Origin of the sequence: Rhodococcus sp. NPDC079359 (assembly GCF_040702585.1) — a bacterium.
In the GTDB taxonomy this organism is placed as follows: Bacteria; Actinomycetota; Actinomycetes; order Mycobacteriales; family Mycobacteriaceae; genus Rhodococcoides.
In genome coordinates this window covers 22,554-47,992 of record NZ_JBFBLH010000016.1, presented here as the reverse complement: position 1 = coordinate 47,992, position 25,439 = coordinate 22,554, and the positions used below count along the sequence as shown (strand labels likewise).

Sequence of the window (25,439 nt, the reverse complement as noted above, 5' to 3'; positions counted from 1 at the left end):
CTGCAGACACAAGCCCAGACGCTACTCCCGCGTAGATCCCGGCTATGGTTCTGACGAAGTACGCCCGGATGCGGCGCAGAGCCGGGTGCAGTTGCGACGAGGGAGTCCACAGGCCATGGCTGTTCAACGAGTTCCCGAGGATTTCGTCTCCGGCCTCGAAGGTGTCGTCGCGTTCACCTCCGACATCGCCGAGCCCGACAAGGACGGTGGCGCACTGCGGTATCGCGGCGTCGACATCGAAGAACTCGTCGCACAGAACGTGACCTTCGGTGATGTCTGGGCACTGCTCGTCGACGGCGAGTTCGGTCGAGGACTTCCACCGGCCGAACCGTTCCCCCTGCCGATCCACACCGGCGACGTCCGAGTCGACGTCCAAGCCGGACTGGCGATGCTCGCGCCCATCTGGGGCTACCAGCCACTGCTCGACATCGACGACTCGACCGCCCGCGACAACCTCGCCCGCGCCTCGGTGATGGCTCTGTCCTACGTCGCTCAGTCCGCTCGCGGCATCTACCAGCCCGCTGTACCGCAGAGCCGCATCGACCAGGCCGCCACCGTGACCGAACGCTTCATGGTCCGGTGGAAGGGCGAACCGGATCCCGCCCATGTCGCTGCCATCGACGCGTACTGGGTCTCGGCCGCCGAGCACGGGATGAACGCCTCGACGTTCACCGCACGTGTCATCGCCTCCACCGGAGCCGACGTCGCCGCCTGCCTCTCGGGTGCCATCGGTGCAATGTCCGGTCCCCTGCACGGCGGCGCGCCCGCTCGCGTCCTGCCGATGATCGAGGAGGTCGAGAGAACCGGTGACGCACGCGCTCTCATCACCGGCATCCTGGACCGCAAAGAGAAGCTCATGGGCTTCGGACACCGCGTCTACCGCGCCGAGGACCCCCGCGCCCGCGTGCTGCGCGCCACCGCCAAGAGACTGAACGCACCGCGCTACGAGGTTGCCGCCGCGCTCGAGCAGGCAGCGTTGACCGAACTGCGCGAGCGCCGCCCCGACCGCGCCATCGAAACCAACGTCGAGTTCTGGGCCGCGGTGATCCTCGACTTCGCCGAGGTGCCGGCGCACATGATGCCCGCCATGTTCACCTGTGGCCGTACCGCGGGCTGGTGCGCGCACATCCTGGAGCAGAAGCGCCTGGGCAAGCTCGTCCGGCCGGCTGCCCTCTACACCGGCCCCGAACCCCGCAGCCCCGAGTCCGTCGACGGCTGGGACCTGATCCGGTAGTCGACGGTGTCATGGCACCCGACTAGCCTGTGAGTGCCATATTCCATCGACGCTAGGACGCGCTACTCCATGGCCGATTTGCCGATCATTCCCGCCGATCTCCTGCCCGCCGACGGACGCTTCGGGTGTGGCCCGTCCAAGGTTCGCCCCGAGCAGCTGCAGTCCCTGGTCGACGTCGGCGCTTCCGTGTTCGGCACCAGCCACCGTCAGAAGCCCGTCAAGGACGTCGTGGGACGCGTGCGCAGTGGCCTGAAGGATCTGTTCTCGCTGCCCGAGGGCTACGAGGTCGTCCTCGGCAACGGTGGCACCACCGCGTTCTGGGACGCTGCTGCCTTCGGCCTCATTCGCGAGAAGTCGCTGCACCTGACCAACGGCGAGTTCAGCTCGAAGTTCGCGTCGGTGGCCAAGAACAATCCGTTCATCGGTGATCCCATCGTCGTCAAGGCCGAGCCGGGCAGCGCGCCCGAGCCCACCTCCGACCCGTCCGTCGACCTCATCGGTTGGGCGCACAACGAGACCTCGACGGGCGTGGCCATCCCGGTCAGCCGTCCGGCCGGCTCCGAGAACGCCCTCATCGCGATCGACGCCACCTCCGGTGCGGGCGGTCTGCCGGTGAACGTCGCCGACTCGGACGTCTACTACTTCGCGCCGCAGAAGTGCTTCGCCGCCGACGGTGGCCTGTGGGTGGCGCTGATGAGCCCGGCCGCACTCGAGCGCGTCAGCGAGATCGCTGCCACGGATCGATGGGTCCCGGACTTCCTGTCGCTGCCGATCGCCGTCGACAACAGCAGCAAGAACCAGACGTACAACACCCCGGCCGTGGCGACCCTGCTGATGTTCGCGGACCAGATCGAGTGGCTCAATGCGCAGGGCGGCCTCGATTGGGCCACCAAGCGCACCGCCGATTCGTCCTCACGTCTGTACGACTGGGCCGAGAAGAGCGAATTCGCAACGCCGTTCGTGACGAACCCGGATCACCGCAGCCAGGTCGTCGGCACCATCGACTTCGACGAGAAGGTCGACGCAGCCCAGGTTGCGAAGATCCTGCGCGCCAACGGCGTCGTCGACACCGAGCCGTACCGCAAGCTCGGCCGCAACCAGCTGCGCGTCGGCATGTTCCCGGCCATCGAGCCGGACGACATCACCGCACTGACCAAGAGCATCGACTGGGTCGTGTCGACTCTGAGCTGATCAGCAGCAAGCTCACAGCTACGGCGCTCCCTTCGCGGCCTACACTTGCTATCAAGTAAGCAAGCGTAACGACCTCGGAGGGAGCGCTCGTGTGTACAGGCTCCTGACATTCGCGCTGCGCATTCGCGTGACCCTGCTGTACATCGCTCTTGCGGTGGCGGGCACCGTCGCACTGGGCCGGATCGGCCCGCACGATCGCTGGCACGTGCTGCATGCGGCGAGTACCAATCTGCACAATCTGGGCGACGGCCACCTCGCCACCCTCGTCACGAGCGTCTTTCTCACCGAAGGACGGGTGAACTGGTTGTGGTTGGCGGCGGTCGCACTGCTGTTCGCCGTCGCCGAATGGATCTCCGGTTGGCGACGCTTTCTCGTCACCTTCAGCGCGGGACACATCGGTGCGACGGCACTGGTGGCCGTCGGCCTGCTCATCGGCATTCACAACGACTGGCTCGCGGACTCACTGGCGATGGCCGTCGACGTCGGTGTCAGTTACGCAGCAGCAGCGGTAGCGGGGTCGATGATCAGATACCTGCCGATGCCGTGGTGTGCGGGCTGGGCCGCACTGTGGATCGGCGTCGTCACGATCAGTGGGGTATCGGACCCGACCTTCACTGCCGTCGGGCACGCGATTGCCCTGAGCATCGGCTTCGGCCTGGGCGCACTGTACCGTCGCGTCGATGCATCGACGTTGTCCCACAGGACAATTGACGCAACATCGACCGAATGGGTGCAGCCGAGCCCGCAGCTGTCTACCCTCTGATAGGGAAACGATCGTCGGCAGAAGCGATGCGTGTCGGACACCCGCCGAATACGGCAGGTGAACTAGGCTCGAATTCGACGGTATCGCGAGCCGGCGCGATGAGGAGGTCAAGGTGCGGGACTTACGTGTGGTGGGTCTCGAGGCCGACGGAAAGTTCGTCGTGTGCGCAGATCCCAAGACCGGCGACAGATTCCGGCTTCCAGCCGACGACAAGCTCCGCGCGGCCTCACGCGGCGACATCGCTCGACTAGGACAGATTGAGATCGAAATGGACAGCTTGCTTCGGCCCAAGGAAATTCAGGCCCGTATCCGCAGCGGAGCGACCATCGAACAGGTTGCCGCCGACTCCGGAATGGCCATCAGTCGCGTCGAGGTGTTCGCTCACCCGGTGTTGCTCGAACGCTCGCAGGCCGCGTCGATGGCTCAGGCCGGTCATCCGCTGCGCCACGACGGCCCGGCCGTGCAGACCCTGCTCGAGATCGTCACCCTCGCTTTCCGCGCTCGCGGCCACAATCTCGACGACGCGGCGTGGGACGCCTGGCGCGACGAGGACAACAAGTGGGTCGCGCAGCTCAAGTGGCAGGCGGGCCGCACCACCAACAAGGCGCACTGGCAGTTCCTGCCCGACGGCCACGGCGGCACCATCAGCCCGCTCGACGACACTGCTCACGAGCTGATCGATCCGGACTTCGGACGCCAACTGCGCGGTCTGGCACCGGTGCGCGCACTGACGTCCGCCGAGGACTCCGACGACGACGAGACCTCGCAGCAGAGCTTCGACGAGTACTACGGCACCACCGCCGACAGCGAGATCGACGCCGAGACCATCGAGGTCGAGGTGGACGATGCGCCCACTCCCGAGCCCGAACAGCCGCGCGAGACGGTGACCAGGGAGCCCAGGCCCGCACCCAAGCCTGCAGCCGGTCACACCAGCGGCAAGGACAAGCGCGGCAAGCCGGCCATGCCGTCGTGGGAGGACGTCCTGCTCGGCGTTCGCAGCAGCGGTCACAACTGAGTTCTGCTGTGACCGATGTGCCGCGCGGTGCAGAACCGCCGACGCTCACACCGTAGGCTTCCCAGGAAGTAACGGAGAGAGAGGTGCCGGTAGTGGGGGCCAAAGCATCAACCATCTGGTACGTGGACGCACCGGATCCCATTTCTGTACTCCGAGAGGCCACCACCTCGGATTGGAACGCTGCGACCGCACTCGTCGGACGTCTGTACCCCCACCTGACGGCAGTGCCGCTCGGACAGGGCCCGATATCGACCTCGGCAGGCGTGGACGACGATCACGTCTTCATCGGTTGCTACCCGGGCGTCACCGTGGTCTGCGGATCCAATCTCGCGGTGCCCACACCGTCGACGCTTCCCGAATCCTTCACTCGCCCGCTGGCGTCCGAGCACACCTACCTCGTCGCCTCGGATCCCCAACACGCCTGGGGTGCGTTCGCGTACTGGGAACGCGGCGAATTCCGCCGATCCTTCAGTGCCACTCCGGTGTACATCTACGAGGACGCAGGCCTGCCACTGGTGTGGGAGCGATCGTTCTGGGCCGGTGAGCATCCGCTGATCTATCCGCCCGGAGTGATGCCGGATCCGCAGTCGCTGCCGTTCCACCCTCAGGAATTCGCCGAGGCAGCCAACGCCGAGTGGCTCGGGTTCCGCTACACCGGCGCACCACACGCGGACGAATTCGATCCGAACACCCTGCCGGTCTGCGGCTTCACGATGTACGTCCCGGGGCAGGAACCACCGCCACCGAACCAGCAGAACCGAAGCTCGAACGGCCGTGGCGCACAGGAACCGATGCCCGACGCCCCCGACGAGCAGGCCCCGCGACCGAAGAAGCGTTGGTTCTCGCGCAAATAGTGGCTCGGGTGGGCACAGTTGCACGCAACCACCGCTGATCGACGGGATTCCGCCGAATGTCGCCGGTAGTGCGCATCTGTGCCCGGTGTCGGAGACCGACTGCTAGAACGCCAGCGCCGCCAGTGCCACGAAGCTCAGCATGGAACCGATACCGGCTCCGTACACGGCCCAGCGCCACACCGGTATCGCGAGCCATCGCATGACCGTCGGTGCCGCACCCGCGACGACGATGATGTTCAGACCGATCGCGAGCAGCGGGTGAATTCTGGCCAGTTCCAGACCGAAGGTCGTCAGTGCCACCCCGACGAGCGTCGCCGAGATCATCGCGATCGGGATTCCGGTCCAGCGGACGTCCGGGTTGTGTTCGGTCACGTCAGACGCACACGTTCGTAGAACCCCATCGCGGCGGCGGTCGCAACATTGAGTGAATCGGTACCGGGAGCCATCGGAATGCGCGCGCGAATGTCCGTGGCGCGCATGGCATGTTCGGTCAGACCCGGCCCCTCCGCGCCGAGCAACAACGCCACCTTCTCCCCCGTCATCGCCGCCGCCAGCGACACCGCCGTCGGATTGGGCGTGAGCGAGATCAGCTGAAAGCCGTGTGCGCGAACGCGATCGAGGCCGCGCGGCCACTCGGGCACCTTGGCGAACGGCACCCGCAGCACATGCCCCATCGATACCCGCACCGACCGTCGATAGAGCGGATCCGCGCACGCGGCCCCGAACAGCACGGCATCCACGCCGAGGCCGGCCGCGTTACGGAACATCGACCCGAGATTCTCGTGATCGTTGACGCCCTCGAGAATTGCCACCGTCTTCGCGTCGACCAACACCTCGTCGAGATCGAGGGCAGGCGGCCTGTTCGCCGCCGCCAGCACACCACGATTGAGATGGAACCCGACGACCTCGGCCATCACCTCAGCAGACGTCCGATAGAACGGGACGTCGGAACCCGCCAGATCGTCGCGCAACGCGTCGAGCCGTCGATCCACGCCCAGCAGGCTGATCATCGGGAAGCGCGAGGTCAGCAGTCGCTCCGCAACCAACACACCCTCGGCGATCACCAATCCCTTGCCCTCGGGCAGGTCGGGCCGCCGATCCGACGAGTTGAGATCGCGAAAATCGTCCAGCCGGGGGTCGGAGGGGTCGTCGACATCGATTACATGAACCACCCGCTCATCTTGTCACCCGGCATTTCTGGCAGTCCGTCGGCGAAGGCCTCCCTCTGTATGGAAAAGTAAAGAGCGATGACTACCGACGAATCGATCACCATCCGCACCGCCACCGACGACGACTGGGATGCCGTCGCGCTGCTCGACGCACACGCATTCGGCGAGCACCAGAACGCCGAGGACCTGGCCGAGACGCAGATCCTGACCCAGTCCGAGCACGTGTACCTGGCGTGGGACGGCGAGACCCCGGTGGGTGTGGCCATGCATTTCCCGATGTCGGTCACCGTTCCCGGTGGTGCGCAGGTCGAGGCGTCCGGAGTCTCCTGGGTGTCGGTTGCGCCGACGCATCGTCGACGCGGCATCCTGCGATCGATGTTCACCCAGCAGCACCGCGCTCTGAACGACGCGGGCGCACCGCTGTCCCTGCTCACGGCCAGCGAGGCGACGATCTACGGACGCTTCGGCTACGGGCCGATAACCGAGGAGATCAGCGTCTCGATCGACCGTCGATTCGCGCAGTTCCGCAAGGATGCTCCCCCGGCGACCGGTGTGCGGCTGATCGAATCCGCCGAGGCCGCCGAACTGCTCCCCGACATCTACCACCGCTGGCAGCAGCAGACCGCAGGCGCGCAGCCCAAGCCGCCGATCCGCTGGGAGCGGTTCTTCGCCGACCGAGAGAACCGACGCGGCGGACTGACGGCTCTGTTCTTCATCGTCCATCCCGACGGTTACGTCGCCTACCGACGCGGACGCAACCCGAGCCGGGTGGTGGTACAGGAATTCATCGCGGTGACCGATGCCGCCTACGCCGCGCTGTGGCAGATCCTCGTCGGGGTAGACCTGGTCGACACCATCGAGGTGCAACAGTCACGAGACGAAGCCCTGCCGTTCCTGCTGACCAACAACCGACTGCCGAAGGTCACCGGACACCACGACGCACTGTGGGGCCGCATCATGCACGTCGAGGCAGCGCTCGAGGCACGCACCTACGCTCTCGACACCTCGTTGATCATCGCTGTGCGAGATCCCTTCCTCGATGCGGGCGGTACCTATTCGCTCACCGTGACCGACGGCCGAGCCACCTGCACCCGGGTGGAATCCGAACCGGACATCGAACTCGACATCGACGTGCTCGCGAGCATCTACTTCGGCACCCATCGCGCCCGCTTGTTCGCCGCGGCCAACCGCCTCACCGCACGCAACGACGCGTCACTGCACGCATTGGACCTGACGTTCGGAACCGCGCGCCCGGCCGTCATGGGTTGGGGTTTCTAGACCTACCTGTTCGGCGCATCGAGTGCGGTGGCCGAGCCGCCGTGCATCCAGAGCGCCGCGCCCAGGGTCACCGAGAGCAGCACCGTCACGTAGGCGATGAACTCGACACTGCCGCCACCGCTGGTGGCGTGATAGATCAGCGGTGCCGTACCTCCGAAGAGGGAGTTCGCCACGGCGTAACCGAAGCCGACGCCCAGCGCACGAATGTGCGCTGGGAACACTTCGGCCTTGGCGATGCCGTTCACCGACAGGTAGCACGTGAGGACGAAAAACGCGCACACCAGGATGACGAAGACCGCCGGCGGTGACGTCACTTTCGTGGTGGCCAGCACCAGCACTCCGGTCGCCGGTATCCCCAGTGCCCCGAATACGACGAGGAGCGGCTTTCTTCCGATGCGGTCGCTCAGTGCGCCGCCGACCGGCTGCAGCACCATCAACACCACGAAAGCGGCGAACACGAGACCGGTCGCAACGAGCTCTCCTCTGGCACCGTCCGCAGCGAAGAACGTCTCGCGAACGACAGAGGGCACCGTGACGGTGTAGGTGTAGAACGCGGCACTCCCGCCTGCGGTCAACAAGAACACCCAGACGAGCGGACGCCAGTGATCGCGGAACAGCGCCCTCATCGTGGCGTCTCGGTCCGCGCTCGGTGCTCCCGGTTCACGAGGCGCACGATCGAGTCCGCGAGCCCACCACAACGAGGCGAGGCCCGCCGCGCCTCCCGCGGCGAAGGCGAGGCGAAAGCCCCATTCGGAGATCGCCGCGCGGTCCGTGCTCGCGAGGAGTACGAGCAGACATGCCTGCGCGAGCACGAGGCCGCCGACGATGGTCGCGGCCTGGAAGGAGGCGAAGAACCCGCGATGCCCTCGCGTGCCCGATTCGGAAAGCAGCACCGTCGCCGCCGCGTACTCGCCGCCGGTTGCGATGCCCTGGACGATGCTCACGACGGCGAGGATCACCGCGGCCCAGGCCCCGATCGCGTGGACGGTGGGAGTCAGTGCCAGAGCGACCGATCCGGCCGACATCAGCGTGACCGCAGCGACGAGCGCGAACTGTCGGCCTCGCACGTCCGCGAGCCTGCCGAACAGCCACGACCCGAGCGGCCGCACGACGAAGGTCAACGCGAAGAGTCCGTAGACGTACACGAGTGAATTGGTCGAAGCCGGATCGAAGAACTCGGTCCGAAAGTACGGCGCGAACGTCGCGTAGAGGTACAGGTTGAACCACTGCACCAGGTTCGGTACCGAACCCGCCAGAATGACGCGTACCTGCGTACGACGGTCGGGGCTCACCGGCTCGGTGCGATTCACGTGCTGAAAATACCCGAACTCCCGGCATACCGGGCGCTGTCGAGAGCACATGACTTTTGTCATGGCCGGACCGTGACGGTGTCACCGCAGATGATGATGCGCTGCACTGTTTTCGGTGATCCCGGCCCAGCAGACTTCTAGTCATGAAGCAACCAGACGAAGGAAACCTGTTCACCGATCTGATGGAGCTCGGGCCGGCTCCGACGATGGCACGTGAGATCGTCGTCATCGTCATCAGCATCGCGATCGTCGCGGTGCTGTTCGCAATAGTCGGTACGTCGCTCCCGGCGTTCGTCGCTCTCGGCGTCATCGTCGCCTTCATGGGCGTGCGGTTCGTCATCGGACTCCGCCACTGGGAGAAGCAATCATGACCATCATCGAAGTCGATGGCATGACTCGCCGCTACGGTTCGGGCAAGAACGCTTTCGAGGCCGTGAAGGCGCTCGATCTGAAGGTCGCAGAGGGCGAACTGTTCGGCCTACTGGGTACCAACGGTGCCGGCAAGACGTCCACTCTCGAAGTGATTCAGGGACTTTCACGACCGAGCGAGGGCACGGTGCGGATTCTGGGAATGGATCCGGTGTCCGACCGCCGCAAGGTCCGACCGTCGCTGGGCATCATGCTGCAGAAGGGCGGACTGCCCCAGGATCTGACCACCGCGGAGAGCCTGCGAATGTGGGCGGGCACCTGCAGCAATCCGCTGCCGACGGACGAGGTGCTGGGGCGCGTCGACCTGGCCGACCGCGCCGATACCCGGGTCAAGTTTCTCTCCGGCGGAGAGCAGCGCAGGCTGGATCTGGCGTGCGCCATCATCAGCCGCCCACGAGTGCTGTTCCTGGACGAACCGACCACCGGACTCGATCCCGAAAGTCGCCGCAACACATGGCATCTGATCCAGGAGCTGAAGAACTCCGGCGTGACGATCATGCTGACGACGCACTACCTGGACGAGGCCGAGTCGCTGTGTGACCGGCTGGCGATCATGCACCGCGGCGCAGTCGTTCGCAGCGGAACGGTCGACGAGGTGGTCGCCGACCATCCGGCGAAGATCGAACTGAAGGCCCCGGGCACGGCGTTGCCGTCACTGCCGGGTACCGACATGGACGTCTCGGGAGACACCGTCTCGATCCGGACGTCCTCGGTACAGGACACGCTCACCGACTTGTTGGTGTGGGCGCGCACCAACGGGGTGACCCTGCAGGGACTCGATGCCCGGGCGGCGTCGCTCGAAACCGTATTCCTGTCCATCGCAGACGAATTCGACAATCCAGACTTCACAGACCAGAAGGTGATGAGCGCATGAGCACGATGACCGCCCTGTCACGAGCAGAGTTCACCCTGCTCGGACGCAACCGAGTACTGCTGTTCAACGCGATCGTCATGCCGTTGATTTTCCCCATCGCCCTGCTGATCGTGGGCAGCCGCAGCGACGACGGATTGACCGACGCAGGCGTCGGAGCCGCACTCGAGATCTTCGCGCTGTTCCTACTGGTGTTCATGGTCTACTACAACATGCTCTCGGTCTACGCCACGCGCCGAGACGAGTTGGTACTCAAACGACTTCGCACCGGAGAGAGTTCGGATGTGCAGATCCTGCTCGGACCGGCCATCCCCTCGCTGATACTGACCGTCGTCCTCGGCCTGATCGTCGGAGCAGTGGTGCAGGCCTTCGGCGGACCCGTTCCCACCAACGCGCTACTGGTCGTGGTCGCCCTGTTCGGCGGTGCTGCGCTGTTCGCCGCACTGGCGTTGATCACCTCTGCCTTCACTCGCAATGCGGAAGCGGCGCAGATCACCAGCCTCCCGGTCATTCTGATTGCCATGGCCGGCTCCTCACTGCTTCGTGACGCCCTCCCGGACTCGTTCAGCAGGGTCATCGAATTGACTCCGATGGCCGCGGTCTCGGACCTGCTGAACCTGGGCTGGTTCGGTACCACCACGCCGGGCGACGCGTCCATCGGCTTCGCCGCCACGTTCACCGAAGCCGGAATGCCGCTGCTGGTGATGCTCGCCTGGATCGTCGGCAGCCTCCTGATCGCCCGCACGCACTTCCGGTGGGAACCGCGGTCCTAGATCTCATCATTCGTCGACCGTCTGCAAGGCTGGAGATCATGAAGCTGCACCAGTACCTCAATCCACTGCACGGCTGGAACGACAGCAGTGCAGTGGACAAGGTGCGCGTCTACACCCGCCAGTCGTTCCTGCTCATCTCCGTCGGTGTCGCCGTCGGTGCGATGCTGACATCTCTGCAGTACGACGACTATCGGTCGATGGCGGCAGCAGCAGTGTGTGCCGCCGCCACTTTCGTGGTTGTGCAGCGCACCCCCGCACTCGGCGGCGAGTCGACGGCCGACCCACGAATCCCGTTGGCAATCGTGGCGGTCGCCGCCGTGGTGCTGGTAGCCGGAGGGACCACGAGCAACGCAATCTGGGCCGCCGTACTCGTCACCACTGCGGTCGCGACCCTGATTCCGTTGCGTTGGTCCCTCGCGGCGGCTGTGGCCGCTGCTCTGCTCGCGGCGGCTCTGGGAACCCCGGCGGTGGACACCGTGATCCTCGGCATCTTCATCGCCTTCATGGCCTTCACGGTGCAACTGTCGGCGTGGCTGCTGCGCATCGTCACCGAACTCGACGCCACCCGCGCCGCCGCTGCCGCACTCTCGGTTGCCGAGGAGCGTCTGCGATTCTCGCGAGATCTGCACGACGTCGTCGGACGCGCACTCTCCGCGATAGCGGTCAAGAGCGAACTCGCCGCAACGCTGGCTCGCCGCGGTGACGATCGAGCGGCGGGCCAGATGGACGAGGTTCGCATCCTGGCCCAGGAATCCATGGCCGACGCTCGAAAGCTGGTTCGCGGCTACCGATCGGTCGATGTGGCGTCGGAACTCGACGGGGCTCGATCCCTGCTGTCGGCTGCAGGTATTTCCACCGAACTGGTCGGTGAGACCTCGGTTCTGTCCGAGCGCGCGGCCGAGGCGGCCGCCTGGGTGGTCCGTGAGGGAGTGACGAACATCCTGCGCCACTCCACCGCCACCTATTGCCGAATCGAGCTGACCGACAACAGCATTCGCCTGACCAATGACCACCCCAGTCCATCGTCCGGCCGCGACGACGGCACCGGCCTGAGCGGGTTGCGCGAACGATTGGTCGCAGTCGGAGGATTGCTGAACACGGAGAAGACGAGCGAGGAATTCACCCTCACTGCGACGTTACCGACATCGCCCCAGAAGCCGAGGACCACGCCATGATTCGAGTTCTACTGGCCGACGACGAGAATCTCATTCGTTCGGCGCTTGCGACCATGCTCGACCTGGAGGACGACATCGAGATCGTCGGGCAGGCCGACTCCGGCGAGAAGGCGTTGACCGTCGCGGCCTCTCTCGCCCCCGATGTGGCCGTGCTCGACCTGCAGATGGGCGGGATCGACGGCATCGAGACGGCCCAGAAGATCGCCGAGACGCTGCCCGCGTGCGCGTCGATCATCGTCACCAGCCACGGTCGGCCGGGCTACCTCAAGAAGGCGCTCGAAGCGGGCGTGCGCGGGTTCCTCCCCAAGACCACCTCGGCTGCCACCCTGGCCGAGGTGGTGCGCACCGTGCACGGCGGCGGGCGCTACGTCGACCCCACTCTGGCCGCGGAAGCCATAGGAGCCGGAGACTCTCCCCTCACCCCGCGCGAGGCCGATGTGCTCGAGTTCGCCGCCGACGGCGCGTCGATCGCGGAGATCGCACGGCGGGCCCATCTTTCACCTGGCACCACCCGCAACTACCTGTCCGCTGCCGCTGCGAAACTGGGGGCAGCGAACCGGCACGAGGCATGCGCTCTCGCTCGACGCCACGGCTGGATCTGACTCACCCTCACACCTTCGTGCTCACGGCGACGGTATCGAGGGTGGGGAGCCGATGACCGTCAGCGGGCCGTACCACGGTGATCCGCAAATTGTTGTGCCGCAGTAGATACACGGCCGCGAAGAGGCCGGTCGCCAGAGAGATGGCCCCGCCGAACAGCAACGGTGCCCGCGGATCCAAGGCGTCGGCGAGCCAACCGAGAACCGGACTGCCCAGCGGAGTGCCGCCGAGGAAGCACAGCATGTAGATGCCCATCACGCGTCCGCGCATGTCGGACGGCACCGACATCTGCAGAATGTTCATCGCCGACGTCGTGAACGTCAAAGTCAGGGCACCGGTGGGTATCAGCAGCAGCGCGACGAGCAGGTAGTTGGGCATCAACCCGACGATCAACTCGAAGGCACCGAATGCGATGACGGCACCGATGAAGAGCCGCAGTCGCGGCGCGCTCGCCCGCCGGGCAGCCAGAGTCGCTCCGGCCAAGGTACCGACCGCCAGCGTCGTCGAAAGCAGTCCGTAGGCGTCCGCTCCGCTACCGAACGTGTTGCGCGCCAACACCGACAGGCTCAGCGGAAAGTTGAGGCCGAACGTCGAGACCATGAAGACCGTGGCCAGCAGTACTCGTAGATCACCGCGCCCCCAGACGTACCGAAACCCCTCGCGCACCTGCCCTTTGGCGCGTGGGGTCGGTTCGACGCGGAAGAGCTGACCGACGTTCATCGCCACGAGGGCACCGAACACCGCCGCGAACGACACGGCATTGATGAGGAACACCCAGCCGGTGCCGACGAGGGTGATGAGCACTCCGGACACGGCAGGCCCGACGATGCGCGCCATGTTGAAGGTCATCGAGTTCAACGCGATCGCATTGGCGAGGGTCTCTTTGCCGACCATCTCGATGGTGAACGACTGCCGCACCGGAGCGTCGATCGCGGACGAGCAGCCGAGGATGAACGCGATGACGTAGACGTGCCACAGCTCGACCATCCCCCCGACGTCGAGCACGCCGAGCACGCCGAGCACCAGACCGCATACCGCGGCGAAGACCTGGGTGATCATGAGCAGCTTGCGCTTGTCGTATCGGTCTGCCAGGACCCCACCCCAGACCGAGAGGAACAGTGTCGGCCCGAACTGCAGGGCCATGACGATACCGACGGCGAAGCCGTTGCCGCCGGACAGCGTCAGAACGAGCCAGTCCTGAGCAACCCGCTGCATCCACGTGCCGACCAGCGAGACGATCTGCCCCGACGCCCACAATCGGTAGTTGTGAGTCTTCAGGGCGGCGAACATCGTCGAGCCGGAGGTACGGGAAACAGGGGCCACCGTTCAGATAATAAACCTAGGTAACTACTCGGAGTCGCTCACGAGGGCCCCGATGATCGTCACCGCGTCACGGAGTGTGTCGAGCTGCTCGGGTCCGAGGCCTGCGAGCTGCGCGGTCATCCACGCTTCACGGGCGCTGGCCTCGTCGGCGATCAGTTCTCGACCGGCCGGTGACAGCGAGACGATCACCTGCCGCCCGTCGGTGGGATGTGGGGTGCGCGCCACCAGGCCGAGTTCGGCCAACGATGCGATCACCCGCGTCATCGACGGCGGTTGTACCTTCTCTCGCGCGGCCAAAGCACCCGGCGTCATGTCACCCTCCCGACTCAGCGTGGCCAGAGCCGACAGCTGAGTGAGCGAGACTTGCGAGTCCACTCGCCTACCCCGAAGGTGGCGAGTCAGCCTCACCACCGCAAGCGACAGGTCGCTTGCCAATTCCCGATTGTCCTTCATTACATTTCCCGACGTCACAGCGCAGAGAATACGCCCTGGAACCGACCCTGCATCATGTAACCGCCTCGGTGATGGGTCCGACGGCGAAATATGCGACGAACAGCAACGCCACGATCCACAACAGGGGATGGACCGACTTAGCCCGACCGGAGCCGACGGCGAGTATCACCCAGGTGATGAAACCGACGCCGATCCCGTTGGCGATGGAGTAGGTGAAGGGCATCACCACGATGGTCAGGAAGGCAGGCAACGCGTAATCGAAGCGCCGGAAGTCGATGTCGAGAACCTGCCCGATCATCAGCGCACCCACCACGACCAGTGCCGGAGCGGCCGCTTCGATCGGAACGACGGCCGTGAGAGGGGTGAAGAACATGGCCAACAGGAAGAGCAATCCGGTGACGACGTTGGCCAGTCCGGTACGCGCACCCTCGGCGATTCCGGAAGCCGATTCGACGAACACGGTGTTCGACGACGCCGACGCACCACCACCCACGATGGCTCCGGCCCCTTCGACGACCAGGGCCTTGCCGATGTTCGGCAGTTTCCCGTCCTTGTCCAGTTTCGCTTCCTTGCCCAGACCGGTCATCGTGCCCATCGCGTCGAAGAAGTTCGCGAGCACGAGCGTGAACACCAGCAGGCTGGCGGCGAGCACGCCGATGCGCGTGAACGCTCCGAACAGATCGACGTTGCCCACCAACGACAGATCGGGAGACTGAATCAACTCGGTGGGCAGCTGCGGAACCGACAGGTTCCAGCCCTTGGGGTCGACGCCGTTCGACGGACCCACGTCGGTGACGGCCTCGACGATCGCCGCCAGCACCGTCGTCACCACGATGCCGATCAGCAGACCTCCGCGCACCTTGCGCACCACCAGCACACCCATCAGCAACAACCCGAACACGAAGATCACCGTCGGCCACGACGCGATGGACCCGTCGATGCCGAGCCCGACGGGAACCGTCGTGCCCGCGGCGTCGGGGATGCGGCGAACGAACCCGGAGTCGACCAGTCCGATGAAGGCGATGAACGCGCCGATGCCGGCGGCGATCGCAGCCTTGAGCTCGGCCGGGATCGCGTTGAACACCGCGGTGCGGAATCCGGTCACCGCCAGAAGAACGATGATGATGCCGTCGATCACGACCAGCCCCATCGCCTCGGGCCACGTCACCTGCGGTGCGATCGTCACGGCGAGCAGTGTGTTGATACCCAGGCCTGCTGCGATGCCGAAGGGATAGTTGGCGATGATGCCGAACGCGATGCTCATGAATCCGGCCACCAGCGCTGTCACGGCGGCGACCTGGGCGACCGGCAGGATGTTGCCGAGCACGTCGGTCTTGGCGGCCGCGTCGTCGGCGGAGAAGCTGCCCAGGATCAGCGGATTGAGGACGACGATGTAGGCCATGGCCACGAAGGTGACCACTCCTCCTCGGACCTCGGATCCGACCGTCGAGCCTCGTTCGGTGATCTTGAAGTAGTTGTCGAGTAGCCGCGACGACAATTGCATGAGCGAACGATAAAGCACACCGAAGCACTTGGGTAACCGCAACGGCGCAGCCGAGACACGCAGCAGTGGCGTAACTTGAGTTTCGTGGCCGACCTCCCCCAGATTCCGCGCAGCCTCACCGATCCGGTGCCGGTGTTGGCGATCGGCATCCTCGGCTGGATCCTCGCGCTGGTGGTGTTCACCGCCACCGGAGGTGGGGGCGGCGACGCACTGGCCACGTGTTGGTGCGGCATCGCAGTCGGTGCCGTAGGGTTCGGAATCTTCCTGATGCAGAGAGCGGCGTCACGTCGCGGGAGCAAAACCGCCCAACGCGGCCTCGATTGAGATCAGAATCACGTTAGCCCGGTCACCACAGGTCTCTGACGTGGGCAAACTAACCCCTCAACCGGTTGAGTAACACAAAGTTAACGTGGACCATGGGTTATGTCAGATAAAACAACCTCTTGATCCACGAAAGCCAGGCCATGAAGCTCGTCTCTCAGTACCGCACTCGCCGCAACCACGTCCGCTCGCTCCGCGCCCTCTACGCACGCGCCAACGCTGTCTCCAGCCCGGCCATGCGCGACGAGCTGCTCGTCATCGCACAGCGCTCGGATTTCTCGCGCTGATCAGCCTGACGGCATAGATCCAACCCAGCCCCCACAGGGCACCGAACACCCAGCCGGCCAGCACATCCGTGGTCCAGTGCGCACCCAGGTAGATCCGAGAGAATCCGATCAGCAGGGACGCGACCACAGGTAACACGAGCAGTACCGGCCGATGCAGCCACGGAGTGGACGATCGCAGCATCACCGCGATCGCCACCGTGGCAAGCACCATCGACATCGTCGCGTGGCCCGACGGAAACGAATGGCTCGCAATGTCCACCAGCCGCTCCGGAAGCGGTGGACGCTCCCGCGCGAACGCGAACTTCAGCGCATTCATCAGACCCCATCCGGTCAGCATCGCGCCCGCGATCACGACGGCATCCGATCTGCGTCCGACGCGAAGCAACGCAACGACGCCCACCGCGGACAGCAGAAACATCGACACCGTGTTGCCGAGCGTGGTGATGATCCAGAACATCGTCGTGACCCACCCGACTCGATGCTCGACCATCCAGTCCAGGATCACACCGTCAAACCCCACGAGGTCGCTCCCAACTTTCCGTGCAATGGACCGTTCCATCAGCGGTCACCCACCACGGGACTGTCCGCTCGCCGCTCACGTCACCGGACAGCCGCACCACGAGTTCGCGATGCACCACCACCCCGCCGGACGGCAGCGGTAATCCCATGACCGCACAGGCCGATACGGCTCCGGGTTCACGATCCCAGGAGCTGACCCGTCCCACTCCCAGCACTTCTCCGCTGATCGCCTCCGACGCAGACCTGATGTCGAGAACGTCGGCCAGGGCCGCAGCGGTGTCCATGTCCGAGAGCACGGCGACCTCCGGTGGTACAACGCTCGCCAGCCACGGGGCGTCGATCACCAGCGCATCCGATGCGTCCACGACTGCGCCGCCGAGCGTGCGGACACGATCCGGGGGATCGATGTCCGAGACCTCGATGCGCCGCTCCACCACAGCGGTGGCGATGAGCGTGTGGGTTCGCGCGATCACCGCAGGGGTCGGACTCCGCTGTGGATCCGACAGCGCTGCCAGCAGCACGCGAGCAGTATCGGCGCTGTCGCAGATCGACGCGCTGAGCACCGCCTGTAGTTCGTCGGCACGCGGATGATCCAGTGGATCGAGCAACCCGGCGAACGTCTCGTCCGACGGTGCCCGAAAGCTCATCGGACGCGAACCATGCACTCGCGCATGGCGTCCGATCCACCACGCGGTGTAGCCGTCCCGATCGGCCAGTGCCGCACGGGTGCTCGGGTCGTCCAACAGTACGGTCAGCGCATCGAACCAGCCGTCCGATCGAACGAGGTCGAGATCGCGAACCGCGAGGAGTGTTTCCGGCTCCTCGGACAGACTCGACCACCATGCGGACTCGTCGTCGAGATCGTGATCCGGCCCGGTCGGCAGTTCGTCACGCACCACCGAGAACCCCCACCCGACGCCCACTGCTCGCAGCGCCCGCTCACCGAACCTGGCCACCACCGCAGGCGCGAGCACACCGAACGGCGAATCCTGTATCAGCAGATCCGCCAACGGCGCTCCGGGAAGCAACAATTCGTCGGCGCTGCGCAATTCACCCTCGTCGTCTTCGAGGGGCAGACCGCCGAGCCAACCGGGTAGTTCGCCCGCCTCTGCCGCCAGCGCGAGCACGGCCGAGACCAGACCGTCGACCTCCTCGCTCTCGTCCCAGTCGAGATCGTCCAGCGCAGCCTCGAGCGCCGGGTCGGTGAGCAGCTCGGTCGCAGTCGCGTCGCGGGCACCCAGACGCGACAGCAGCGGACTCACCGACTCCGGGTGCACCAACCTGACCCAGGTGACCGCAGCCGAGGCGTCGGAGCCGATCGCCGTCGTCCGCGGACCGGTCACCGTGCGACCGTCCGCGAGTGGAACAGGCAGCGCAGCAAGCTCTTCCGCAGCCACACCGTCGACCACGAGTGGGGCCAACGCGTCGAACAGTCGCCGCCACCAACTCGGCTCGCGATCGAGCCCACCGACCATCTCCGCCAGCCTCGCCAACCCGATTCGGTGCACACCCACTGCCGCGAGCGCCGACGCATGTCGTGCACCCGACAGTGATGCGTCGACCAGATCGGGTACGACACCTGTCAGCACCTCGGTGAGTTCCTCGGTGGCGTCGGCGACGACGTTCGCCCGCTCGGGCACCAGATCGCGGGCGTCGACACCGGGAAGCCATGGTGCGCAGGACAGTCGACGAAACACGAGTTCACGCAGTGCGCCGTCGACCTCACTGCGGGCGAATCCGACCTCGGGCACGAACGACACCCTGGATGCGGCAGGTAGCGAGGCCACGAAGTCCACGTACCCGTGCGCTACCGCGTCGAACGAGACACCTGGCAACACGCGTCGCCGATCGGGCTGCATCGGCACATCGGCAATGACCAACGCGGGCAACGACAGTAGCTCGTCCGAACGAGTCGGAGCGCGTAACACATCGGGCGCCGCGGGAACGGGCAGACCGTCGACGACCGGAGCGAGCCAACGGGCGGCCGGGGTGGTGAACTGCCGCCAGGTTCGCGCACCGATCGTGATCTCGGACGAATGGTCGTCCAATTCGGTTCTGCTGCAGTCGATCACGACGCCGTCGATCTCGATGGAGTTCAACGCCTCCAGTTCGAGCAGCAGGTCGACGGCCTCGTCCACAAATCCTGCCGCGAACGAATCCGCCGCCACATCGGCTCGCAATGTCAACACGATCTCGGTGTCGAAGCCGTCGGCCGGCGAATCCACGACCGGCCATGCGAGCCGCAGCACCGGCGCGCCGGTGTCAGGCAAGGGCATGCCTCGCTCGGTCATCGCCTCGAGCGTGCGCCGTGCGCTGAACGCCACGCCGCCGCCACGGGAACGCAGCTCGATCTCGTCGGACACCGAACGCACTGCGGTGAACCCGACCCCGAACTGCCCGACGCCCGGGTCCGTCGAGCCCTTGGCCGAGGCCCGCAGCGCCGTGAGGGCGTGCACGCCCGAGACATCGAGCGCTGCACCGGTATTGGCGACATGCAGAGCACCGAACTCATCGGTCCACACGGCCAGCCGACCCGGGACGCCGGCGCGCTGCGCGGCGTCCGCCGCGTTCTGCGCCAGCTCGGTCAACAGACGATCGCGGTAACCCCCGCGCACCAGATCGGACTCGGACGCCGAGTCCTCCCGAAGCCGGGTGGGAGAAGAACCCCACGCCGCGAGAATCGACTCCCGCAGCGACCCGGTGTCGAACGGATCGATCAGCTCGGAGATGCCGAAGCTTCTTCCTGCGCAGCACGATCGGTCGTGCTCGACGCATCATCGGCGACGGGTTCGGCCTCGTCGACCGCAACGACCTCGTCAGCCGGCTCTTCGGAGGCAGTCTCTTGTGGAGTCACCGACGCCTCCGGGGCAGCCTCGTCCGTGTCGGCCGTCTCGACGCCGTCGGTTGTCTCGGCAACAGCAGCAGGCTCGACCGGAGCGACCGGCGACGCGATGACGTCGAGTGCCGCGTCGTCGTACGGCTCGAATTGCGGCGATCCGGCTCCGGTGGGGAGTTCGGTGTCCGAATGAGCTCCGCAGCCGTACTCGGCGTGCACCACGTGTCCGTCGGCCGCGAATTCGTTGCCGCACACCCCGAATGCGGCGGACATCGACCCGGCGATGGGGAGGTAGAAGCCACACAGCCCGCAGGTCGACGGCGCAGCCTTGGCCATCTCGGTATCGGGCCCGAAGTCGCCGTCGTGCCAACGCTGCGCGGCGTCGAGGCGTCCTTCGAGGCTGATGACCTTGCTTCGGCCGAGGCCGATCTCGCCCGCCACCTCGTCGATGGCGGGGTCACCGGATTCGACGTACCCGGGAACGAGCCGGGGATCGTCCTGGCGCGGAGACAGCAGATCGCCGGGGCCCAGGTCGCCGGGACGGATGCGCTCGTCCCAGGGCACCCAGGTCGGTGCCACGAGAGCGTCGGGGCCCGGCAGCAGAACCAGCTCACTGACCGTGGCGTGATCCGCGTCCTCCGGGGCGGCGACCACGACGGCCCACTGCCATCCGCGGTACCCCTCGAGATCGCTGGCGAACCGGTGCGTGGCCGCGCTGGCGTCTTCGGCGGTGACCCCGAGGTACTCGCCGATACCGCCCTCTCCCAGGTCGAGCAGAGCCTGCCGCGCGAGGTCCACGGCATCGGCCAAGACGGGGCGGATGGAATCGAGCTCTGGAGAAGATACGAAACTCACACATTCAGTTTGCCGCATCGGCTCGGTGACGCCCAGTTCGGGCTGCCATCATGGGTGCAATGACCGTCCGTGCTCGCACCTACGCTGCCCTCGTGGCCTCGCTGCTGGCCGTGTCCGCCTGTTCGTCGACGACGCAGCCGACCCCGGTGACGTCCGACTCGGTTCCGACACTGACCACCGAGATCCTGCGCGAATACGACCGTGGCAACGACGCATTCACTCAGGGCTTCGAGATCGACGGCGACGTGCTCTACGAGGGCACCGGATTGGAAGGCTCCTCGTTCGTCAGGCGGACGTCGCTCGAGACCATGACCGAACTCGATCGCGTGGATCTGCCGTCCGACCTGTTCGGCGAAGGCATCACCGTCGACGGCGACACGCTGTGGCAGATCACCTGGCAGGACGGTGTCGCGATCGCCCGAGACCGGGACACTCTGACAGAACGACGCCGAGTGAACTACGAGGGCGAAGGCTGGGGGCTGTGCACGCAGACGCCGGACAACCGCCTCGTCATGAGCGACGGCTCGTCGACCCTCACCTTCCGCGACCCCACGTCGTTCGAGGCCGAGGGCACCGTGAACGTCACACTCGACGGCAATCCGGTGGAGCGCCTCAACGAACTCGAATGCGCCGACGACGGATCGGTGTACGCCAACGTGTGGCAGACGTTCGACATCATGCGCATCGACTCCGAGACCGGCGCGGTGACGGCCGTCATCGACGGCACCCCACTGTGGGATTCGATGTCGGACTCCCAACGAGGGGGTGCCGACGTGTTCAACGGCATCGCGCAGATCCCCGGCACCGACCGGTTTCTCGTGACCGGCAAATACTGGCCCACGATCTTCGAGGTGCGATTCACCGATACCGCGCCGGTAGGACAGAATTGACACCGTGACCGATCCACGTCTCCCCCACACCCCACCGGGTGCGGACGACCCACACCAGGATCACTCCGCGGGCTCCGCTCACGACCCCGAGCAGAACGATGCTCCTGACCGACCCGGTCACTCCGCAGGCTCCACTCCTGACCGACCCGGTCACTCCGCAGGCTCCGCTCCTGACCCACTCGAGCACCCCGGTCTGGCCAACTACCCGGCCGCAACTCCTGTGACTGCCCATGTTCCGAGCCGCCGCGAGCCGTTGCCGCCGTTGCACCCGCCGCGTACCGAGCAGATCACCGCGGCACGCGGCAAGGCCGGCGCACGCAAGCCGCCGCCGATGCCCAAGAAGCTGACCGTCACCCGCGTCGCCGCCATGCGTGGACGCGAGCTGACCGGCAAGGGAATCGCATCGTTTCAGCGAGCCGCGAAGGCCGACGGTGCCGACAAGTCCGGTCTGACAGCACTCACGTACGCGACCATGGCGAACTTCGCATCGGATGCCGCGTTGGCGATCGCATTGGCCAACACGCTCTTCTTCTCCGCCGCCACCGGTGAGGACAAGACCAAGGTCGCGCTGTATCTCGTCATCACCATCGCGCCGTTCGCGTTGATCGCCCCGCTCATCGGTCCGCTGCTGGACCGATTGCAGCAGGGCCGACGCATCGCGCTCGCCACGTCCTTCGGGTTGCGCACCGTGTTGGCGGTGGTGCTGGTGTTCAACTTCGACAGCTGGGTGTTGTATCCGGCCGCGCTCGGCATGCTCGTCCTGAGCAAGTCTTTTGCGGTGCTCAAGAGCGCGGTGACTCCACGGGTACTGCCGCCGGAGATCGACCTGGTCCGCGTCAACTCACGTCTGACGGTGTTCGGTCTGCTCGGCGGCACCATCGCGGCCGGGGCGGTCGCCGGCGGCATCGCATTCGTCGCGGGTTCGCCGGGAGCCCTGTGGTTCGTCGCCGCGATCACCGTGCTCGGTGCCTACCTGAGCATGCGCATTCCGTCCTGGGTGGAGATCACCGAGGGTGAAGTGCCCGCAACCTTGAGTTACCACGCCGATCAGCACGGTGATCGCGATTACGCCGGAAGCGGGGCTCCCACCGAGAACCTCCGCCGCACGCCCCCGTCGCCCCCGGCGTCGAGCAGCGCCAAGAACCGCAGACAGCCCTTGGGCCGGGCGGTCATCGTCGGGCTCTGGGGCAACGGCACCATCCGGATTCTCACCGGCTTCCTGACGCTCTACATCGCGTTCGTCGCCAAATCCCGTACCGAACACGAGCCGCTTCAGCAGGCCGCGATGCTCGGACTCGTCGGAGCCGCCGCCGGTCTCGGCAACTTCTCGGGCAACGCGCTCGGAGCCAGGATCAAGCTCGGCCGGCCGTCCCTGGTGGTTCTTCGCTGCACCCTCGCAGTCACGGTCGTGGCCGTCGTCGCCGCGGTCACCGACAGCCTGCTCACCGCAGCGGTGGCAGCGCTCGTCGCGTCGAGCGCCAGTGCACTCGCCAAGGTCTCCCTCGACGCGTCCCTGCAGGCCGATCTGCCGCCGGAATCGATCGCGTCGGGATTCGGCCGATCGGAAACCGTCATGCAGCTGTGCTGGGTCCTGGGCGGCACGCTCGGCGTGCTGCTCCCCACCGAGTACTGGCTCGGTTTCACCGTGGTCTCGGTGTTGCTTACGATCGGGCTCGTGCAGACATTCCTCACCTACCGCGGCAGATCACTTCTGCCCGGCTTCGGCGGCAACCGCCCCGACCACGTCGAACAAGAAGTGTCCGACGGTTCCTTCGGCGAAAACGTGACCAAGTGAATCTCGCTCCCCGCACCAAGAAGATCGCGGCCCTGGTCGCCGCAGGTCTGCTCGTCGTCGCCGTTGCGTTCGTCGCGGTACTCGCGCTGCTGATCGGGAACGCGCCGGACAAGGAACCGACCGTCTCCGCCTACGCCAACGGGCGAGCCGTCGACGTGGAGCCGTACCTGTACTGCGCCGTCAGCGACCCGCTGTGTACCAACGTCGGAGAAACAACCGAGATCCAGGTCGGCAAGGCCCCGACGGTGCAGCTCTCGCTTCCCGAGGCCGTCTACTCGGCACCGTGGGTGCTCGCCCTGGTCTACGGCGACGACAGCGGAAACGTCGTGGAGGACAGCGCGTTCAACGAACCGGGAACCAGGCTCAGCGTCACGGTGCCCACCACGGACGACAGCGGCCGAACCCTGCTCGGGATCGAAGTGCGTCTGCCCACCGGCATCATCGACACCGACACCAATCAGGAGGGCTTCGTCAGCCACGCCATCTGGTCGATCGGCACGCTGCCGTAGGTCGTTCCCGAGATCAGCTGTCGAGCTCGCGGGCGACGGCCCGGACCACCTCGGAGATGCGTTGCGCGATCTTGCGGTCCGGGTACTTGCCCTTGCGGAGCTCGGGCTGCACCGTCGCTTCGAGCAGCGTGATCATGTCCTCGACCATCCCGTGCAGCTCGTCGGGAGTGTGCTTGCGCTCGACGGGTTCGCGGCGGGTGCTGCCGGTGTTCTGACGCACCGACGGCGCCGGCTCGAGCACCTTCAGGCTCAACGCCTGCGGTCCGCGACGGCCTGCGGCCATCCCGAACTCGACTCGCTGACCGGCTTTGAGGCCCTCGACGCCCTCGGGCAGCGCCGAGGAACGCACGTAGACGTCCTCGCCTTCCTCCTGCGAGAGGAATCCGAATCCCTTGTCGACGTCGTACCACTTCACCTTGCCGGTCGGCACTGAGCTCACCCGTTCATCTGTTGCTGTGACAGTTGCGTTGTCCGTGGGACCGATGTTCGGCCCGCACAAGTTTCGCGCCCCACGAGGACGTAGGACGCGAATACACCAGTCTAGCGCGGTGAGCCCGGATAGAGCATTCGAGTTGTTCACCGCACCGCGCTCTTCACAGCGTCGCGATTCGCACTACCGTGGTCGATGTGGACACAACGACCCGTAAGAGCAGCACCGCTCTGCTGCGCATCGCGCTGGCCCTGTTCGCGATCGGCCTCGTCGCCATCGTCGCGATCCTGATGTTTCCGATCTTCTCCGACGCGAAGCCCCCACTCGGGCTCTACCTGACGGCCATGTTCTCCGCGCCGACCGGCTTCGTGCTGGCGCTGGGGTACGCGCTGGCATCCGGACGACGGGCGCGCTGACCATGCGGTTGATACTGAACGTCATCTGGCTGGTCTTCGGCGGCCTGTGGCTGGCACTGGGCTACTTCCTCGCCGGGCTGCTGCTGTGCATCCTGATCGTGACCATTCCGTTCGGCATCGCGTCGTTCCGCATCGGCGTCTACGCGCTGTGGCCGTTCGGGTCGACGATCGTCGACAAGCCGGGGTCCGGATCCGGTGCGCTCGTCGGAAACGTGCTGTGGCTGATTCTGGCCGGTTGGTGGCTGGCCCTGACCCACGTGGTCACCGCCGTCGCGATGGCGATCACCATCATCGGCATCCCGTTGGCGATCGCGAACCTGAAGATGATCCCCGTGTCCCTGATGCCCCTCGGCAAGGACATCGTTGCCGTTCGGTGACCTCCGGAACCGGTTCCCGTCGATGTGACTTCCATCACATCACGCTCCGGTAACGGACAGGCAACGGACAGAGGTTCAATGCCCGGCACGTCCACTAGCTGGGCCGACTCGAGCGACCCGAAAGAGGTACAAAATGTGCTCTCGGCGACGCCCCGAAATCGACAGTTACCAAATAGTGACGTAAGGCGGGAATTTCAGTACGGTCAGCAGCGGCCGGAAAGTTCGGCCGAATTCCGGCCCGCAGCGCCAAACCTCGTCCCGC

28 protein-coding genes are annotated in these 25,439 nt (G+C 65.9%); 18 read left to right on the top strand and 10 right to left on the bottom strand.

Features of this window, described 5'->3' with window-relative positions; all coding sequences use genetic code 11:
• Window positions 1–115 precede the first annotated feature (115 nt).
• From AB0362_RS24940 to AB0362_RS24920, 5 genes are all read left to right on the top strand, one after another.
• Window positions 116–1,234 carry a citrate synthase 2 gene (locus tag AB0362_RS24940; protein ID WP_094639391.1) on the top strand — a complete coding sequence of 373 codons (1,119 nt, stop codon included), beginning with the start codon at window positions 116–118 and terminating at the stop codon, window positions 1,232–1,234.
• Between the two features lie 69 nt (window positions 1,235–1,303).
• On the top strand, window positions 1,304–2,425 hold the full coding sequence (gene serC / locus AB0362_RS24935; RefSeq protein ID WP_149405047.1) for a phosphoserine transaminase: 1,122 nt from the start codon (window positions 1,304–1,306) through the stop codon (window positions 2,423–2,425).
• Between the two features lie 91 nt (window positions 2,426–2,516).
• On the top strand, window positions 2,517–3,188 hold the full coding sequence (locus AB0362_RS24930) for a rhomboid-like protein (protein WP_366236213.1): 672 nt from the start codon (window positions 2,517–2,519) through the stop codon (window positions 3,186–3,188).
• 112 nt (window positions 3,189–3,300) lie between these two features.
• Window positions 3,301–4,203: a septation protein SepH gene (sepH, locus tag AB0362_RS24925; RefSeq protein WP_366236211.1), complete on the top strand. Its 903-nt coding sequence runs from the start codon at window positions 3,301–3,303 to the stop codon at window positions 4,201–4,203.
• Between the two features lie 92 nt (window positions 4,204–4,295).
• Window positions 4,296–5,057, top strand: coding sequence for a hypothetical protein (locus tag AB0362_RS24920; RefSeq protein WP_094639387.1), 762 nt, complete (start codon window positions 4,296–4,298; stop codon window positions 5,055–5,057).
• 102 nt (window positions 5,058–5,159) lie between these two features.
• Here AB0362_RS24920 and AB0362_RS24915 read toward each other — a convergent pair whose 3' ends face one another.
• On the bottom strand, window positions 5,160–5,429 hold the full coding sequence (locus AB0362_RS24915; RefSeq protein WP_366236209.1) for a DUF2537 domain-containing protein: 270 nt from the start codon (window positions 5,427–5,429) through the stop codon (window positions 5,160–5,162).
• Window positions 5,426–6,229 (bottom strand): RNA methyltransferase, encoded by an 804-nt coding sequence (locus AB0362_RS24910; protein ID WP_366236207.1) that lies wholly within the window; start codon window positions 6,227–6,229, stop codon window positions 5,426–5,428. Before AB0362_RS24910 ends, AB0362_RS24915 begins: the two co-directional genes overlap by 4 nt.
• Before the next feature lie 75 nt (window positions 6,230–6,304).
• Here AB0362_RS24910 and AB0362_RS24905 point away from each other — a divergent pair, with 75 nt between their 5' ends.
• The gene (locus tag AB0362_RS24905) at window positions 6,305–7,504 is read left to right on the top strand and encodes a GNAT family N-acetyltransferase (RefSeq protein ID WP_300516945.1); all 1,200 of its coding nucleotides are present in this window, start codon (window positions 6,305–6,307) and stop codon (window positions 7,502–7,504) included.
• A gap of 2 nt (window positions 7,505–7,506) precedes the next feature.
• On the opposite strand, the gene AB0362_RS24900 is transcribed toward AB0362_RS24905, so the two are convergent.
• A complete protein-coding gene (locus AB0362_RS24900) occupies window positions 7,507–8,814 on the bottom strand; it encodes an MFS transporter (protein WP_317532576.1) in 1,308 nt (435 codons plus the stop codon).
• Window positions 8,815–8,957: 143 nt separating this feature from the next.
• Here AB0362_RS24900 and AB0362_RS24895 point away from each other — a divergent pair, with 143 nt between their 5' ends.
• Genes AB0362_RS24895 through AB0362_RS24875 form a run of 5 tightly spaced genes read left to right on the top strand, consistent with a single transcriptional unit; the run spans window position 8,958 to window position 12,664 of the window.
• Complete coding sequence (locus AB0362_RS24895) at window positions 8,958–9,185, top strand: hypothetical protein (RefSeq protein ID WP_176460371.1); 228 nt, start codon at window positions 8,958–8,960, stop codon at window positions 9,183–9,185.
• Window positions 9,182–10,117, top strand: coding sequence for an ABC transporter ATP-binding protein (locus AB0362_RS24890; protein WP_366236204.1), 936 nt, complete (start codon window positions 9,182–9,184; stop codon window positions 10,115–10,117). The genes AB0362_RS24895 and AB0362_RS24890 overlap by 4 nt, the downstream gene beginning before the upstream one ends.
• Window positions 10,114–10,887, top strand: coding sequence for an ABC transporter permease (locus tag AB0362_RS24885; RefSeq protein ID WP_366236202.1), 774 nt, complete (start codon window positions 10,114–10,116; stop codon window positions 10,885–10,887). Before AB0362_RS24890 ends, AB0362_RS24885 begins: the two co-directional genes overlap by 4 nt.
• A 38-nt stretch (window positions 10,888–10,925) precedes the next feature.
• Window positions 10,926–12,062 (top strand): histidine kinase, encoded by a 1,137-nt coding sequence (locus AB0362_RS24880; protein WP_317532575.1) that lies wholly within the window; start codon window positions 10,926–10,928, stop codon window positions 12,060–12,062.
• Window positions 12,059–12,664: a response regulator transcription factor gene (locus tag AB0362_RS24875; protein ID WP_269594822.1), complete on the top strand. Its 606-nt coding sequence runs from the start codon at window positions 12,059–12,061 to the stop codon at window positions 12,662–12,664. The genes AB0362_RS24880 and AB0362_RS24875 overlap by 4 nt, the downstream gene beginning before the upstream one ends.
• 7 nt (window positions 12,665–12,671) lie before the next feature.
• Here AB0362_RS24875 and AB0362_RS24870 read toward each other — a convergent pair whose 3' ends face one another.
• The 3 genes from AB0362_RS24870 to AB0362_RS24860 are packed head-to-tail and all read right to left on the bottom strand — an operon-like array spanning window position 12,672 to window position 15,942.
• Window positions 12,672–13,952, bottom strand: a complete 1,281-nt coding sequence (locus tag AB0362_RS24870; protein WP_366236221.1) for an MFS transporter — start codon at window positions 13,950–13,952, stop codon at window positions 12,672–12,674.
• 57 nt (window positions 13,953–14,009) lie between these two features.
• Entirely contained in the window at window positions 14,010–14,438 is a 429-nt protein-coding gene (locus AB0362_RS24865) for a MarR family transcriptional regulator (protein WP_037188786.1), read from the bottom strand.
• Between the two features lie 52 nt (window positions 14,439–14,490).
• The gene (locus AB0362_RS24860) at window positions 14,491–15,942 is read right to left on the bottom strand and encodes an NCS2 family permease (RefSeq protein ID WP_068047858.1); all 1,452 of its coding nucleotides are present in this window, start codon (window positions 15,940–15,942) and stop codon (window positions 14,491–14,493) included.
• 84 nt (window positions 15,943–16,026) lie between these two features.
• On the opposite strand from AB0362_RS24860, the gene AB0362_RS24855 reads away from it, so the two are divergent.
• Both AB0362_RS24855 and AB0362_RS24850 read left to right on the top strand, forming a co-directional pair.
• Window positions 16,027–16,266 (top strand): DUF2530 domain-containing protein, encoded by a 240-nt coding sequence (locus tag AB0362_RS24855; protein WP_082898832.1) that lies wholly within the window; start codon window positions 16,027–16,029, stop codon window positions 16,264–16,266.
• Window positions 16,267–16,406: 140 nt separating this feature from the next.
• Window positions 16,407–16,550, top strand: a complete 144-nt coding sequence (locus AB0362_RS24850) for a hypothetical protein (protein ID WP_156516107.1) — start codon at window positions 16,407–16,409, stop codon at window positions 16,548–16,550.
• On the opposite strand, the gene AB0362_RS24845 is transcribed toward AB0362_RS24850, so the two are convergent.
• From AB0362_RS24845 to AB0362_RS24835, 3 genes are read right to left on the bottom strand one after another with little or no spacing between them, the layout of a single operon-like run.
• Window positions 16,519–17,070, bottom strand: coding sequence for a phosphatase PAP2 family protein (locus tag AB0362_RS24845; protein ID WP_317532574.1), 552 nt, complete (start codon window positions 17,068–17,070; stop codon window positions 16,519–16,521). The genes AB0362_RS24850 and AB0362_RS24845 overlap by 32 nt on opposite strands.
• Window positions 17,060–19,789 (bottom strand): ATP-binding protein, encoded by a 2,730-nt coding sequence (locus AB0362_RS24840; RefSeq protein ID WP_317532684.1) that lies wholly within the window; start codon window positions 19,787–19,789, stop codon window positions 17,060–17,062. The genes AB0362_RS24845 and AB0362_RS24840 overlap by 11 nt, the downstream gene beginning before the upstream one ends.
• Window positions 19,786–20,778: a DUF3027 domain-containing protein gene (locus tag AB0362_RS24835; protein WP_317532573.1), complete on the bottom strand. Its 993-nt coding sequence runs from the start codon at window positions 20,776–20,778 to the stop codon at window positions 19,786–19,788. Before AB0362_RS24835 ends, AB0362_RS24840 begins: the two co-directional genes overlap by 4 nt.
• Window positions 20,779–20,810: 32 nt before the next feature.
• Here AB0362_RS24835 and AB0362_RS24830 point away from each other — a divergent pair, with 32 nt between their 5' ends.
• From AB0362_RS24830 to AB0362_RS24820, 3 genes are read left to right on the top strand one after another with little or no spacing between them, the layout of a single operon-like run.
• The gene (locus AB0362_RS24830; protein WP_317532572.1) at window positions 20,811–21,650 is read left to right on the top strand and encodes a glutaminyl-peptide cyclotransferase; all 840 of its coding nucleotides are present in this window, start codon (window positions 20,811–20,813) and stop codon (window positions 21,648–21,650) included.
• Window positions 21,651–21,654: 4 nt separating this feature from the next.
• Entirely contained in the window at window positions 21,655–23,445 is a 1,791-nt protein-coding gene (locus tag AB0362_RS24825; RefSeq protein ID WP_317532571.1) for an MFS transporter, read from the top strand.
• The gene (locus AB0362_RS24820; protein WP_094639375.1) at window positions 23,442–23,954 is read left to right on the top strand and encodes a DUF2771 domain-containing protein; all 513 of its coding nucleotides are present in this window, start codon (window positions 23,442–23,444) and stop codon (window positions 23,952–23,954) included. The genes AB0362_RS24825 and AB0362_RS24820 overlap by 4 nt, the downstream gene beginning before the upstream one ends.
• 13 nt (window positions 23,955–23,967) lie before the next feature.
• Here the strand turns inward: AB0362_RS24820 and AB0362_RS24815 are convergent, their stop codons facing one another.
• Window positions 23,968–24,384, bottom strand: a complete 417-nt coding sequence (locus AB0362_RS24815) for a cold-shock protein (protein WP_008719325.1) — start codon at window positions 24,382–24,384, stop codon at window positions 23,968–23,970.
• A 197-nt stretch (window positions 24,385–24,581) separates the two neighbouring features.
• On the opposite strand from AB0362_RS24815, the gene AB0362_RS24810 reads away from it, so the two are divergent.
• The gene (locus AB0362_RS24810) at window positions 24,582–24,800 is read left to right on the top strand and encodes a hypothetical protein (protein ID WP_082898830.1); all 219 of its coding nucleotides are present in this window, start codon (window positions 24,582–24,584) and stop codon (window positions 24,798–24,800) included.
• A 2-nt stretch (window positions 24,801–24,802) separates the two neighbouring features.
• Window positions 24,803–25,177 carry a YccF domain-containing protein gene (locus tag AB0362_RS24805; RefSeq protein ID WP_037187421.1) on the top strand — a complete coding sequence of 125 codons (375 nt, stop codon included), beginning with the start codon at window positions 24,803–24,805 and terminating at the stop codon, window positions 25,175–25,177.
• Window positions 25,178–25,439 lie beyond the last annotated feature (262 nt).